Consider the following 13511-nt stretch of genomic DNA (forward strand, 5'->3'; position numbering starts at 1 on the left):
CGGTGGGGACAGTCTCCCTACGGCCGGTCCCAACCCGGCCGATCCCAATGCGGCCGGTCCCAACCCGGCCGATCCCAACCCGGCCGATCCCAATGCTGTCGATCCCAATGCGGCCGATCCCAGCCCAGTCGGTCTCAGTGCTGACGGTCTCAGCGCAGTCGGGCTCAGTACAGACGGGCTCAGTGCAGTCGGGCTGCCATGGTGCGGCGCAGTCGGCGTACGGCGGAGGCCAGTTCGGTGCCGCGCGTGGCCGACGTGCCGTCGACGGGGGCCGAGCCGCGGGCGCCGCTGCCGGCGGTCCACAGGGCGAGTTCCGCGTCGCGCGGGCCGTGGGCGGTATGCGGGTCGCCGTCGCCGAGGATCCGCACCGGGTGGGTGTCGTCCCATGCCTGCCAGCCGGGGTCGCCGGTGGCGACGAAGCGCACCCAGGCCGCGTGCATCAGGTCGGACAGTTCCTGCGGGCCGCCCTCGCCCGCGAGTTTGCGGGACTCGGGGATGTCGCCGGTGTCGAACACGAAGCCCAGTTCGAGGGCGTGACAGGCGCCGAGGTCCGGAAGGTTGGAGGGCCAGGCGAACTCGTAGACGTACGAGGTGCCGGGGCGGGCGTCGGCCAACCGGTGCAGCGGGCGGCGCAGCAGATGGTCGGTGACCAGTTGGCCGACGACCTCGGCGGTACGGGCTCCGGGGTTGAGGGCGCGGTAGCCGCGCGGGACCTCGGGGCCGCAGTGGCAGCGGGCCATGGCACCGGCCAGCGCCACCGGGCCGAGCCGGTCCACATGGTCCATCAGGCCGCCGGGAACCAGCCACAGCCGGTACTCGTCGCGGGTCCAGCCGAGCAGCAGGTCCACGTCCCGCGCCACTCCGCCCTCGGTCAGCGCCTCCAGCGGGTCGCGCGGGACGACGTCGCCGTCCACGACGAGCCCGAACGCCGGACCGCCAAGGACCGGGCTGCTCAGCCGGCCCACCTCGGCCTGGGTGCGCAGCAGGAGGCCCCGGTCGACCGCGGCGAAGCCCTCGGCGGTGGCGGGCACCTTCAGCCGGGTGGCCATCCGGCGCACCATGCGCCGTACCTTGTCCCGTTCCACGACCTCGGGCGGGCCGCTCTGCAGGACCGCCCGGCGCACCAACCCGTGGGCCTGCGGGGCGGCGATCAGCGCGCCGATGCTGATCGCTCCGGCCGACTGCCCGGCCAGGGTGATCCGGTCGGGGTCGCCGCCGAAGGCCGCGATGGCGGTGTGCACCCAGTGCAGCGCGGCCAGCTGGTCGCGGAGTCCGGGGTTGGCGGGCGTGTCCGGGAACAGCCCGTAGCCCTCGACACCCAGCCGGTAGTTGACGGAGACGAGGACGACGCCGTCACGGGCGAAGGCATGCCCGTCGTACACCGGCACTGCGGACGAACCCCTGGTCAGGGCGCCGCCGTGCAGCCAGACCAGGACGGGGAGCCGGGCGCCTCGCCCGGGGTCCGGGGTCCATATGTTGAGATTGAGGCAGTCGTCGCCGGGGACGGCCGGGTCGGACAGATAGCGGGCGAACGCCTCCGCGTACGGCGGTTTCGGCGCGGTCGGCCCGAAGGAGCCCGCGTCGCGCACGCCGTCCCAGGGTTCGGGCGGCTCGGGCGGGCGGAACCGGCGCGGCCCGAAGGGCGGGGCCGCGTAGGGGATGCCGCGGAACACCGCGACACCGCGCTCGTGTCTGCCGCGTACCGCACCGTACGGCGTGTCGGCCACGGGGCCCGCCTGGTCTGCCGTCATCCGCCCACCAGCTCCTCCCGCCGTGCGCTTGCACCGGTCGTCCTCAAGCGCTTTCACCGTGACATCAGAGCACTCCAGCGTCCGCCGGTATTCCGGGGTCGCGCAGCGCCCGGAGGGCTGTTCGGCGTACGCCGGTGCGCCGTCCGGTGGGTTTGCGCCCGCTTCAGGTTCGCCGTTCCCGCGCCCCGGGACCGCCGACGCCCGCTCCGACGCCCGCTCCGACGCCTCCGCCGACGTCGGAGACCGCGACGACCACGAGCCCCACCCTCCGTGATCGCGGGTCCGCCAGCTCTGCGATCACGCCTTCATCGCCTCCGTGATCACGAGTTCGACACCCCCGTGATCATGAGTTCGATACCTCGTGATCGCGACTTCCATCGCCGATGTTTGCGCGAATTCCCTTGTCTTCGCGTCGTCTTGAGTCACAGCTCTCGTAGCAAGCGCTTTCTCGATGATGTTCTGGCAGGCCGCGGAGGCGGCGTCGGCCGCACCTTTCGTTGGCCCTCGGGCGGGCCGGAGAGGCTGGTTCGACGATGGTCGGTACGGGGAGCGCGAGCGCGGCGGCCGGTCCGACGCTGGCGATGGTGGCCCGCGAGGCGGGCGTGTCGGTGCCGACCGCGTCGAAGGTGGTCAACGGCCGCAAGGACGTGGCGCCGGAGACCCGCCGCCGGGTGACCGAGGCGCTGGACCGGCTCGGCTACGTGCGCAGATCCCGTTTCGAGGCGGCCGGGCCGCCCCGTCTGGTCGATCTCGTGCTGGAGTCACTGGACGGCCCCGGATCGGGACCGGTGCTGCGCGGGGTGGCGGAGGCGGCGCACGAGGCGGGTCTTGAGGTGGTGGTGTCCGCCGTCCCGGACCGGACCGCGAGCGGTCGCGCCGAGCACGCCTGGCTGGACCGGGCCGCCGCGCGCGGCTCCTGCGGGGTGCTGTTCCACCTGCCGGGGCTGTCCCCGTCCCAGTACTCCTGGCTGACCCGGCGCCGCCTCCCGTACGTACTGATCGACCCGGCGCACCAGCCGCCGCCCGGTGTCGTCTCGGTCGGCGCGGCGGACGGCCAGGGCGCGGTGACCGCGACCGAGCACCTGCTGGCGCTGGGCCACGAGCGGATCGCCGTGCTCGCCGGACGCGCGGGCACGGTGCACGGCGACGCCCGGGTGGCCGGGTACCGCTCCGCCCTCGCCGCGGCAGGGGTGCGGCAGCACGCCGAGTACGTGCGGCATGCGGGCCCCGACGACACCGGCGCCCGGCTGTGCACGCTGGAACTGCTCGACCTGCCCGAGCCGCCGACGGCCGTGTTCGCCTGCTCGGACCGGATGGCGCCCGGGATCCACGAGGCGCTGGCGGAGCGCGGGCTCAGGGCGCCGGACGACCTGAGCGTGGTCGGCTTCGGTGACCTGCCCGAGGCCCGCTGGGCCGTCCCGGCGCTGACCACGGTCCACCGGCCGCTGGTGGAGATGGCGACGACGGCCCTGCGGCTGCTGGTACGGATGACGCGTGGCGAACGCCTGGCGGGAACGCGCACGGAACTGCCGACCCGCCTCGTCCCCCGCACGAGCACGGCCATCCGACCCGGCCCCGGACGCTGACCCGCCTGCCGCACCGGGCCGGCCACGGGGCCCGCACACTGAACCCACCGCCGCAGCGTCAGTCGGGGCGGCGCGTGCCGCGTTCCGGGGCGGCGAGGTCGGCCGGGTCGTCCGGGCGCTCCCGTGAGGCGTCCGCTCCCCAACTGGCCAGCAGGCGCAGCGCCTCCTCCGACGGCGAACCGGGCTCGGCATGGTAGACCGTCAGCTTCTGCTCCGGGTCGCCGAGGACCGCGAGAGTCTCGTAACGCAGCGTCAGTTCGCCCACCAGCGGATGCGAGAAACGCATGGTTCCGTGCGTCTTCTTCTTGACGTCGTGGGCGGCCCACAGCCTGCGGAAGTCCTCGCTCCGCACGGAGAGTTCGCCGATCAGCGACGCGAGGGGCGAGTCGTCCGCCTGTGGGTCGGCGCCCAGCCGCAGCTGCCCCACCACGTCGTACGCCTTGGCCTCCCAGTCCGCGAACAGCGTCCGGGAGGCCGGGTCGAGGAAGGTGATCCTGGCCCAGTTCCGGTCCTGCGGAGCACGGGCCGCCCAGTCCCCGAAGAGGGCGGAGGCGGTCTGGTTCCACGCCAGCACATCGGTGTGGCGGCCCCATACGTACGCCGGTACGCCTTCCATCGCCGTCAGCAGCTCTCGCACCGCGGGCCGGACCTGCATGCGCGCCGGCGTGGGCCGCTGCCGGTGCCGCCCCGGCCGGGCCAGGCCGAGCAGATGGGCGTGCTCGGCGTCGGAGAGCCGCAGCACCCGGGAGATCGCGTCCAGCACTTCGCGCGAGACGTTGCGGGCGTTGCCCTGCTCGAACCGCGTGTAGTACGCCGCGGAGACTCCGGCGAGCTGGGCCAGTTCCTCCCGCCGCAGGCCCGGTACCCGGCGTCGGCGGCTGTGGTCGGTGAGCCCCACGTCGGCCGGCTTGAGGCGGGCCCTGCGGGTGCGCAGGAACTCGCCCAGCTCCACGCGCGGGTCGAGCCCCCGCCCCGGGTCGGACACCGGAGCCGGTTCCGCGGCGGCCGACGGTCCGACGCGCCCGGCGCGATGGGTTGCCATGTGTCGAGTATCCCTCGGGTGTCCCTCGCGGTCCGCGGCTCAGCCTGTCCCTGCCAGTGATAGCCACCCGAGACGTAGCTGAACCGGGTGTCTGGCTGACGGCGGACGCCCGAAGCACGCTCGGTGTGCCCCCAGAGGACCGGACGCGCGCACGGAACGCGGCGGCGGCACCGCGCACGAAAGAGCCGTCCGAGGGCGGCGCAACGCAGCGAACCGAAAAACAGTCCGGCGAACCAGACAAGGGAGACCCTCACATGACCGACATCGATCCGGCGCCCGTCCGCGGTGCGCGTACCGGTCACTGCCTGTGCGGCTCGGTCGGCTATCGATTCGACGCCGAGCCGGAGACCGTCGTCCTGTGCCACTGCGGTCACTGCCAGCGCCACAGCGGCGCGGCGTTCTCGGTGAACGTCCTGGTGGCGCGCGATGCACTGAAAATCACGGGAACACCCAAGTCCTACCGAACCGTCGGAGCGGAGAACGGCAACCCGCGGGACCGGCTTTTCTGCGGCGAGTGCGGCACTCCGATCCTGACGCTCCTTCACGAACGGCCCGATCTCGTGATCGTCAAGGCGGGGACCCTCGACGACCCCACGGGCCTGAAGCCGTCCGCCGAGGTGTGGTGGCGCCGAGCCCAGGACTGGCTCGAACCTGCCCCGGGCCGAGCGAGGTTCGACGGCGACGCGCGGTGACGGCAGTCGGCGAGCGGTGACGCCTGTCAGCGGGCGGTGCCGCGTGGGCCGGAGCCCGGCGGCGGCTGAGGCCACGACGGGACCCACGGCCTTCGCACCGGGAAGGGCCGGCAGGAAAAGCCAGGAAGAGGAAAAGGAAGAGGAAGAGGAAGAGGAACAGATCATGAGCTTTCGTACGATCAACCCGGCCACCGGTGAACTCGTGAAGGAGTTCCCGCAGCAGTCGGATGAGGAAGTCTTTGCGGCGCTATCCACCGCGGACCGGCTCTACCGTGAGGACTGGCGGTTCAGGCCGGTTGCGGAACGGGCCCGGATCGTCGCCCGCGCCGCCCGGATCCTCCGCGAGAAGCGGGATGAATACGTGGAATACCTGACCCTGGAAATGGGAAAGGTCACCCGTTTCGGCTACTTCGAAGTGGATCTGGTGGCCGACATCCTGGACTACTACGCGGAGCACGCGGCGGAATTCCTCGCGGAGCGGTCACTGCCCGGCGAGCCCGGCGCGAAGCTGACCGCCGAGCCCATCGGCGTCATCCTGGCGATCGAACCGTGGAATTTCCCCTACTACCAGCTGGCCCGGGTGGCCGCGTCCCAACTCGTCGCGGGCAACGTGGTCATGCTGAAGCACGCCGAGAGCGTGCCGCAGTGCGCCCTGGCCTTCGCCCGACTCTTCGAGGAGGCGGGAGCCCCGGAAGGGGCTTACGCGAATCTCTTCTGCGGCATCGAGCAGATCGCCCGGCTGATCGACGATTTCCGGGTACGCGGCGTCACCCTGACCGGGAGCGAGCGGGCCGGGGCCTCGGTCGGCGAACGCGCCGGCCGCAACCTCAAGAAGGCGGTCCTGGAACTCGGCGGCAGCGACCCCGCGTTGATCCTGGAAGGCGCGCCGCTGGAGCACGCGGTCGAACAGGTCGTGATGGGACGCACCTACAACTCGGGGCAGGGCTGCGTCAACATCAAGCGCGTGATCGTGGTCGGCAGGGACCGGGGCGAGGAGATGCTGGCCGCGCTGAAGGAACGCTTCGCCGCGATCAGGGTGGGTGATCCGAAGGACGAGGCCACCCTCGTCGGCCCCGTGTCCAGTGAACGCGCCTTGGACGTGCTGCTGCGGCAGATCGAGACCGCGAAGGCCGCGGGAGCCCGAATCGTCCACGGCGGCAACCGCGTCGACCGCCCCGGGTTCTTCCTCGAACCGACGATCGTCACGGACATCGGCCCGGACAACCCGCTCTACCAGGACGAGGCGTTCGGGCCGGTGCTGTCCTTCTACGTCGTGGACAGCGAGGAAGAGGCGATCGAGGTGGCCAATGCCACCAGGTTCGGCCTGGGCGGCTACGTCTTCGACGCCGACGTCGAGCATGCCCGGCAGGTGGCGACTCGTATCGAGGCCGGAATGGTGTACATCAATTCCTGCTTCGCCGACTCGCCCAGCCTGCCCTTCGGCGGGGTCAAGAACTCCGGGTTCGGACGTGAACTGTCGGAACTGGGCATCGGCGAATTCCTCAACCGCAAGCTCGTGAGGGTCGCACCGTAGCCCGCGCAACGGGGGCGGGTACTGCCCGCCTGCGCACGCCGCTTCGGCGGATGCCCGCCGGGGAGGGCGGTTCGACGGGTGCGCGCCCAGGGACGGGGCTTCGGCGGGCGCCTGCCCAGGGGCGAGACGTCGGCGGACGCTTGCCCAAGGACGGGGCTTCGGCGGGCGCGTGCCCAAGGGCGAGACATCGGCGGACGCTTACCCAAGAACGGGGCTTCGGCGGGCGCCTGCCGGGGCCCGTCGGCGGCAGGCCGCGGTGCCACGAGCCGAACGGGACGCGGTGCCACGAGCCGAACAGGACGCGGTGCCACGAGCCGAACGGGACGGGGTGCCACCGGCCGGGCGCCCGTGGGTCGGGGGCCCGGCCGTCGACCGGCCGACGAGGCCGGATCAGTCCTCGTCGGCCGAGGCGTCCTCGCCCATGAGGGCCTGGATGGCGTCGACGGCGCTGCCGTCGTGGTCGCTGCCCGCGGTGCCACGGCCGGTCTGGAGGTTCGCCGTGCGGTCCACCTCCAGGATCGAGTCGGCCTGCGAGTTGTCGAGGACGGTGATCAGGCTGCCGCCCTTGACTGCGCCCTCGGGCCCGCCCGCCGCCGCGGGCGCGGCGGCTGCCCCGAGGAACGCCGCGGCGATCACCGTCGCAGTCCGCAACGTGGGTACGGATCGCGTCACACGCCCACGCCCTCGGGCTGCCGCCGCTCGCGTGCGATGTTCTTCTCCAGCAGCAGGGTGGACGCCTTGACGCCGACCCCGCTCGCCGCGTCCACCTCGGGCAGCCGACCGTCGGCCGCCTTCAGGCCGGCGAGCGCGGAATCCATCGCCTCATGGGCCGCGAACAGGCACGGCGTGCTGTAGATCGCGACGTCCACACCGAGGTCGGTCAGCTCGCCCAACGACAGCCGGGGCGACTTGCCGCCCGCGATCTGGTTGAACAGCAGCGGCTTGCCGCCGACGACCTCACGGATCCGGCGGATCCACTCCACGCTGCGGACCCCGTCGACCAGGACGACATCGGCGTCGGTCGCGGCGAGCTTCTCGGCCCGGTGCAGGATGTCGTGCTCGTCCGTGGCGTCCGTACGGGCCACCACCACCAGGTCCTGGCGGGTCTCCAGCACCTTCTCCAGCTTCTCCAGGTACTCCTCCAGCGGGAGCACCTGCTTGCCCTCGGCGTGTCCGCAACGCCGCGGCCGCTTCTGGTCCTCCAGGATCACGCCCGAGGCACCGATCCGCTCCAGCCCCTCCACGACGTGGCAGGCGACCTCCGGGTCCACGTAGCCGTCGTCGATGTCCACCAGCAGGTGGTGGCGCGGAAACGCGCCCCGCAGCCGCTGGACGAACGCGACCATGTCCGGCCAGGCGATGAACCCGATGTCCGGCAGGCCGTAGTACGAGGCCGCGAAGCCGAAGCCCGAGACGAACATCCCGTCGTAGTGCTTGGCCGCGATCGATGCCGAGTACATGTCGTACACGCCGATCAGCGGAGTCGTCCCTTCAGCAGCGATCTGCTCACGCAATTGGGTCCCGTAAGTCACGGTCTGGCTCCTCCCATGGGGGTATGTCCTTTACCAGGACAAGAGGATGTCTATGTATTCACGTGACCCTCTCCGTGCGCGCGCTTTACTCACCCCAATGGCGGATCCGTTTCACCGCAGAAACGTCACTGGGCCTGTCGACAGGGCCGTCCGGCCGGTGTCCGAGCCCAGGTACGAGGGGTGGCCGGGGCCGCGTACCCCGCCGCGGCGGGCGGGGCGGCGAAGTTGCCCCGAGTGGCCCAGCCGTCCTCCCCGGCGCGATTGCCGTCCGTCCACGCCGTGGCTTTCTCCGCGGCGCACCTTGAACGGGACCCACGGGGCCCTTGGCGTCGGCCGGAATGAATGCCGTCCCGCCCCTCCTCGACCACCTGGTCCTCGCCACCTGGGACCTGGCGTCGGCGGTCGCCGACTTCACCCGGCGGACCGGCCTGCCGGTCACCCCCTTGCCGGCGGTCTCGGCCACCGCGCCCGATCCGGACGCGATCCACCCGCTGCTGACCGTTCTGGGCACCGGACTCGCCCTTGCCGAGGGCCCGGTGGCGCTGTCCTTCACGGTGGACACGCCCCGAGGGCCGGTCGCCTTCGACTGAGGCAGGACGGGACGGGAGGGGGCAGGACAGAACAGGGCAAAGGACGGAACAGGGCAGGACGGGACGGGACCGGACGGAGCAGAACGGAGCAGGACAGCGGCAGGAACGGGGGAGGGCAGGGGCGAGACGGCGTCTTCTGCGTTCTCGCAGGGCGTCCGATTCGTTCAAGACCGGTGGTCCGGACGCCGCCTACGGTGACGGTATGGAACCACGCTTCGCCCTGATCGGCGCGGTCGTCTGTGACCTCGCCGCCTCGCTCGCCTTCTACCGTCGCCTCGGCCTGGAATTCCCCGCGGACGCCGAGGAGCAGCCGCACGTCGAGGCCGTACTGCCCGGCGGGCTGACCTTCGCCCTGGACACCGAGGAGACCGTCCGTTCCTTCCACCCAGGCTGGCGGCCTCCCGTCGGCGGCGGCCGGGTCTCGCTCGCCTTCCGGTGCGGCTCGCCGGCCGAGGTGGACGCCCTGTACCAGGACCTGGTGGGCGCCGGGTACCACGGGGAACTGAAGCCGTGGGACGCCTTCTGGGGGCAGCGGTACGCCACCGTGCACGACCCGGACGGCAACGCCGTCGACCTGTTCGCTCCGCTAACCGCCGCCGAGTAGCCGCCCCAGCGGCATCCCCGCCAACTCCCTCACCTCGCGGGCCAGATGGGGCTGGTCGGCGTAGCCCGCACGGACCGCGGTCTCGGCGAGCGGTACCCCGGACCGGGCCAGTCCGAGGGCCCGTTGCAGCCGCAGGACACGGGCCAGTGTCTTCGGGCCGTAGCCGAAGGCCGCCAGGCTGCGGCGGTGCAGCCGGCGGGCGCCGAGTCCTAGTTCGTCGGCGGTGGCGGCCACCGGTCGGCCCGCGTCCAGGGCCTCGACCAGGGGCGCGAGGAACGGCTCGGGCGGCGGCAGGCCGGCCGAGCGCTCCAGGGCGATCTCCTCAAGCGCGGTCGCCGGGTCGGCCGCCATGTCGACGCGCGCGCCCAGCCGGCGCACCCGCGCGGCGGGCCAGAGGTCGGCCAACTCCACCCGCCGGTCGCGCAGTTCGTGGGCCGGCACGCCGAAGAAGGCGGGCGCGGTGCCCGGCCGGAAGCGGAGGCCCGCCCAGCGGCGGGCCGGGCCGTCGGGCGGGTGGGCGCGGGTGTCCGGGCCCGCGACCAGCAGCCGTCCCTCGCTCCACAGCAGGTCCATGCAGCCGTCGGGGAGCACGGGTGCGGCGACGGCACCGTCCGGGGTGATCCGCCACACCACCGCACCGGCCAGCCGGGACGCCCGCTCCTCGTACACGTACGCCAGGCTACGCCGGGCGGGTGCGGTGCTCCCGCCGACCGGTCCCGGACCTCGCCCGGCCCGGCCGCACCGGCCAGGCCGGCCAGGCCGACCGGAGGGCGGCCCGGCGGGACGCGGCGGGGCCGGGCCCGGACGGCGTACGGCAGGCAGCGGGCGTCACTTGTCCGGTGGGGCGGTGGTGCCGTTCGCCTTGTGCGGCTGCTGGGCGTGCTTCGCATGCGTACGGAGCCTCGCCGTCACGTCCTCCGGCGGCAGGAAGCGGGACCAGCGCTCCGGGAACTCGGACGGCATGTCGGGGTCGTCCGGGTCGTCGGGGGCGCCGACCGTGGCGGCCCAGGCCACGTACTCGGCGACCTGGGCCTTGCGCACCCGCTCGTTGGCGGCGCGGGCCGCGGCCGTGGAGGCGGCCGGCCAGACCCGGTCGATCGCGGCGTTCACGGCGGCGCCGACGAGCACCGCGAACGCCGACACACCGACCCACAGCAGTACCGCCACCGCGGCGGCCAGGGATCCGTAGATCGTGGCGCCCTCGATGGTGTGCGTCAGGTAGATGCGCAACAGGAAGCTGCCCAGGACCCACATCGCGAGGGCCACCAGCGCGCCCGGCACGTCCTCGATCCACGGCGAACGCACCGGCACGGAGACGTGGTACAGCGTGGTCAGGAAGACGATGGACAGGACGATCACGACGGGCCAGTACAGGACCTGCACCACCGTCTCCGACCACGGCAGGACCCGCACCACCGCGTCCGGCCCGGCCACCGTCAGCGGCAGCGCCACCGAGCCGATCACCAGCGCCACGATGAACAGCAGGAAGGCCATCAGCCGGGTGCGGACGATGCCCCGGACGCCGTCGAGGCCGTACATCACGGTGATCGTGTCGATGAAGACGTTCACCGCGCGCGAACCCGACCACAGCGCGAACAGGAAGCCTATGGAGATGACGTCGGGCCGGCCGCCCTGCATCACGTCGTGCAGGATCGGCTCCGCGATCTCCTTCACCCCCTTGTCCGACAGGACGGTGCGGGAGGCGTCCAGCAGATTGGTCTCCAGGCTCTGGATGGTGTCCGCGCCGGTCCAGTCGTCGACGTAGCCGAGCAGCCCGATCAGGCTGAGCAGCAGCGGCGGTACCGACAGCAGCGTGAAGAACGCCGCCTCGGCCGCCAGGCCCAGGATGCGGTACTCCAGGCAGGAGTTGACGGTGTCCTTGAGCAGCAGCCAGACGGTCCGCCGCATGGAAACGTTCCGGTAGAGGGCACGTGCCCGGTGGAAGCGCCCGGTGGGCTGCTCAGGGGGTTCACTGGCTGGCTGCACGAGCCAAAGGTATCGCCGTACGACGCCCCCTCACCTTCCGGGCGGAGCGCGGGCGACCTTCCGGGGAGAGCCGCGGGCGTGCGCCGCCCGGACAGGGCGCCGAGCGGCGCCCCCTGTGTCACTGTGGTGCCCCCCGCCGTCGCCCCGGGATAGGTTCGCAGACATGGCAGGCACCACCACGCACACCGTGACGAACCAGCCGCCACCGCTGGCCGGATACGACGTGTTCACCGCCGACCAGGCCCTGGTCGAGGCGGTCGAACGACACACCGACCCCGCCCTGCTCGACGAGGTGCGCGACGAGTTGTCCGTGCTCGGCCGGGCTGCCGGCTCGGCCCAGTTGCAGGAGTGGGGGGCGCAGGCGAACGAGTATCCGCCCCGGCTGCGCACCCATGACCGCTACGGCCACCGGATCGACGAGGTCGACTTCCATCCGGCCTGGCACCGGCTGCTGGGCAAGGGGGTCTCGGCGGGCCTGACCACGGCCTGGGTCCGGCCGGCCGGGCAGGTGCGGCGGGCCGCCGGATTCCTGGTCTGGACGCAGGTGGAGGCCGGCACCTGCTGCCCGCTGTCCATGACCCATGCGGCGGTGCCCGCGCTGCGTGCCGAGCCCGCGCTCGCCGCCGAGTGGGAGCCCCGGCTGACGTCCACGGTCTACGAGCGCGGGCTGCGGCCCGCGAGGGAGAAACCCGGCGCCCTCTTCGGGATGGCCATGACGGAGAAGCAGGGCGGCAGCGACGTACGGGCGAACACGACCGCGGCCCGCCCGCTCGCCGAGCCCGGGGCGTACGAGCTGACCGGGCACAAGTGGTTCTGCTCGGCCCCGATGTCCGACGGGTTCCTGGTGCTGGCGCAGGCGCCGGAGGGGCTGACCTGCTTCCTCGTCCCGCGGGTGCTGGCGGACGGGAGCCGCAACGTCTTCCTGCTCCAGCGGCTCAAGGACAAGCTGGGCAACCGGTCGAACGCGTCCGCCGAGGTCGAGTTCGCGGGGACCTGGGCGCGCCGGGTGGGCGAGGAGGGGCGCGGGGTGCGGACGATCATCGAGATGGTCGCCGCGACCCGGCTGGACTGCGTGCTCGGCTCGGCGGGCCTGATGCGGCAGGCGGTGGCGCAGGCGGTGCACCACTGCGCGCACCGTGCGGCCTTCGGCGGCAGGCTGGTCGACAAGCCGCTGATGCGCAACGTGCTGGCCGACCTCGCCCTGGAGTCGGAGGCCGCGACGGCGCTCGCGCTGCGGCTGGCCGCCGCCTGCGACGACGGGAGCGAGCGGGAACTGGCGCTGCTGCGGCTCGCGGTGCCCACCGCCAAGTACTGGGTGACCAAGCGGTGTGCGCCGGTGGCGGTGGAGGCGGCCGAGTGCCTGGGCGGCAACGGCTACGTCGAGGAGTCGGGGCTGCCCCGGCTGGTGCGCGAGTCGCCGCTCAACTCCGTCTGGGAGGGCGCCGGGAACGTGCAGGCGCTGGACGTGCTGCGGGCGCTGCGCCGTGAACCGCAGTCGCTGGACGCCTTCCTGCTGGAGGTCGGCCGGGCGCGCGGCGCCGACCACCGGCTGGACGGTGCGGTGAAGGACCTGTTGGCCGGTCTGGGCGACCTGGGCGACGCGGAGAGCGCCGAGGGACACGCCCGGCGCCTGGTGGAACGCATGGCGCTGGTCCTCCAGGGTTCGCTGCTGGTGCGGTACGCGCCCCCGGAGGTCGCCGACACGTTCTGCGCGTCCCGCCTCGGCGGCGACTGGGGTTCCGCGTTCGGCACCCTGCCGAACTCCCTGGACCTGGCGGCGGTGGTGGACCGGGCACGACCCGAGTCCTGAGCGGGTCCCCTCCGGGGAAGGGCGGCCGCGGGCAGACCCCCGGGGAGAGGCCGCATCGGCCACGCCCGAGCCGCGGCAGGCACACCCCGCGGGGCCGGGCCGGAGCCCGTGCGGGGCGCAGTCGGACCGCGGCGGATTCGCCCGGCCTGCTCGGACGTCCTGGCGGGCCGGGCGTGTCGCTGCTCCTCCGGCACACCCGTCCGGCCCGCCGCACGACCGCGGCGGCGGCCGAGAGGGCGCGCGGGAGGGCGTACGGGAGGTGAAAGGGTAGGGCCGGTGGCATATGCAACGCATCCGATTCGGCACATCCAGCGGTATCCATCGCATATTTGCAGGGTCTTCGACCGCGGGGGGCCGCTCCTGTCGTAGCATCCTCGTACGGGC

General features: G+C 72.8%; 12 protein-coding genes. 6 read left to right on the plus strand and 6 right to left on the minus strand.

The window, feature by feature from the left end; all coding sequences use genetic code 11:
* Window positions 1-179: 179 nt before the first annotated feature.
* Window positions 180-1751, minus strand: coding sequence for a carboxylesterase/lipase family protein (locus ACFC09_RS02100; RefSeq protein ID WP_376522889.1), 1572 nt, complete (start codon window positions 1749-1751; stop codon window positions 180-182).
* Between the two features lie 533 nt (window positions 1752-2284).
* On the opposite strand from ACFC09_RS02100, the gene ACFC09_RS02105 reads away from it, so the two are divergent.
* Window positions 2285-3337, plus strand: a complete 1053-nt coding sequence (locus ACFC09_RS02105) for a LacI family DNA-binding transcriptional regulator (protein ID WP_376522892.1) — start codon at window positions 2285-2287, stop codon at window positions 3335-3337.
* Window positions 3338-3395: 58 nt separating this feature from the next.
* On the opposite strand, the gene ACFC09_RS02110 is transcribed toward ACFC09_RS02105, so the two are convergent.
* Window positions 3396-4379 carry a helix-turn-helix transcriptional regulator gene (locus ACFC09_RS02110; RefSeq protein WP_376522895.1) on the minus strand — a complete coding sequence of 328 codons (984 nt, stop codon included), beginning with the start codon at window positions 4377-4379 and terminating at the stop codon, window positions 3396-3398.
* A gap of 254 nt (window positions 4380-4633) precedes the next feature.
* On the opposite strand from ACFC09_RS02110, the gene ACFC09_RS02115 reads away from it, so the two are divergent.
* Together ACFC09_RS02115 and ACFC09_RS02120 are read left to right on the plus strand one after the other, a co-directional pair.
* Complete coding sequence (locus ACFC09_RS02115; RefSeq protein WP_376522896.1) at window positions 4634-5071, plus strand: GFA family protein; 438 nt, start codon at window positions 4634-4636, stop codon at window positions 5069-5071.
* Window positions 5072-5234: 163 nt separating this feature from the next.
* Entirely contained in the window at window positions 5235-6605 is a 1371-nt protein-coding gene (locus tag ACFC09_RS02120; RefSeq protein WP_376522899.1) for an aldehyde dehydrogenase family protein, read from the plus strand.
* 390 nt (window positions 6606-6995) lie between these two features.
* On the opposite strand, the gene ACFC09_RS02125 is transcribed toward ACFC09_RS02120, so the two are convergent.
* On the minus strand, window positions 6996-7277 hold the full coding sequence (locus tag ACFC09_RS02125) for a hypothetical protein (RefSeq protein WP_376522901.1): 282 nt from the start codon (window positions 7275-7277) through the stop codon (window positions 6996-6998).
* The gene (locus tag ACFC09_RS02130; RefSeq protein WP_376522903.1) at window positions 7274-8137 is read right to left on the minus strand and encodes an oxaloacetate decarboxylase; all 864 of its coding nucleotides are present in this window, start codon (window positions 8135-8137) and stop codon (window positions 7274-7276) included. The genes ACFC09_RS02125 and ACFC09_RS02130 overlap by 4 nt, the downstream gene beginning before the upstream one ends.
* Window positions 8138-8475: 338 nt before the next feature.
* On the opposite strand from ACFC09_RS02130, the gene ACFC09_RS02135 reads away from it, so the two are divergent.
* A complete protein-coding gene (locus tag ACFC09_RS02135) occupies window positions 8476-8727 on the plus strand; it encodes a hypothetical protein (RefSeq protein ID WP_376522904.1) in 252 nt (83 codons plus the stop codon).
* Between the two features lie 202 nt (window positions 8728-8929).
* A complete protein-coding gene (locus ACFC09_RS02140) occupies window positions 8930-9331 on the plus strand; it encodes a VOC family protein (protein WP_376522906.1) in 402 nt (133 codons plus the stop codon).
* Here the strand turns inward: ACFC09_RS02140 and ACFC09_RS02145 are convergent.
* Both ACFC09_RS02145 and ACFC09_RS02150 read right to left on the minus strand, forming a co-directional pair.
* Window positions 9314-10000 carry a helix-turn-helix domain-containing protein gene (locus ACFC09_RS02145; RefSeq protein ID WP_376522909.1) on the minus strand — a complete coding sequence of 229 codons (687 nt, stop codon included), beginning with the start codon at window positions 9998-10000 and terminating at the stop codon, window positions 9314-9316. The genes ACFC09_RS02140 and ACFC09_RS02145 overlap by 18 nt on opposite strands.
* Before the next feature lie 159 nt (window positions 10001-10159).
* Window positions 10160-11317, minus strand: a complete 1158-nt coding sequence (locus ACFC09_RS02150) for a YihY/virulence factor BrkB family protein (protein WP_376522911.1) — start codon at window positions 11315-11317, stop codon at window positions 10160-10162.
* A gap of 163 nt (window positions 11318-11480) precedes the next feature.
* Here ACFC09_RS02150 and ACFC09_RS02155 point away from each other — a divergent pair, with 163 nt between their 5' ends.
* The gene (locus ACFC09_RS02155; protein ID WP_376522913.1) at window positions 11481-13127 is read left to right on the plus strand and encodes an acyl-CoA dehydrogenase family protein; all 1647 of its coding nucleotides are present in this window, start codon (window positions 11481-11483) and stop codon (window positions 13125-13127) included.
* Window positions 13128-13511: the final 384 nt, after the last annotated feature.

This window comes from Streptomyces sp. NPDC056161, assembly GCF_042268025.1.
Lineage (GTDB): Bacteria > Actinomycetota > Actinomycetes > Streptomycetales > Streptomycetaceae > Streptomyces.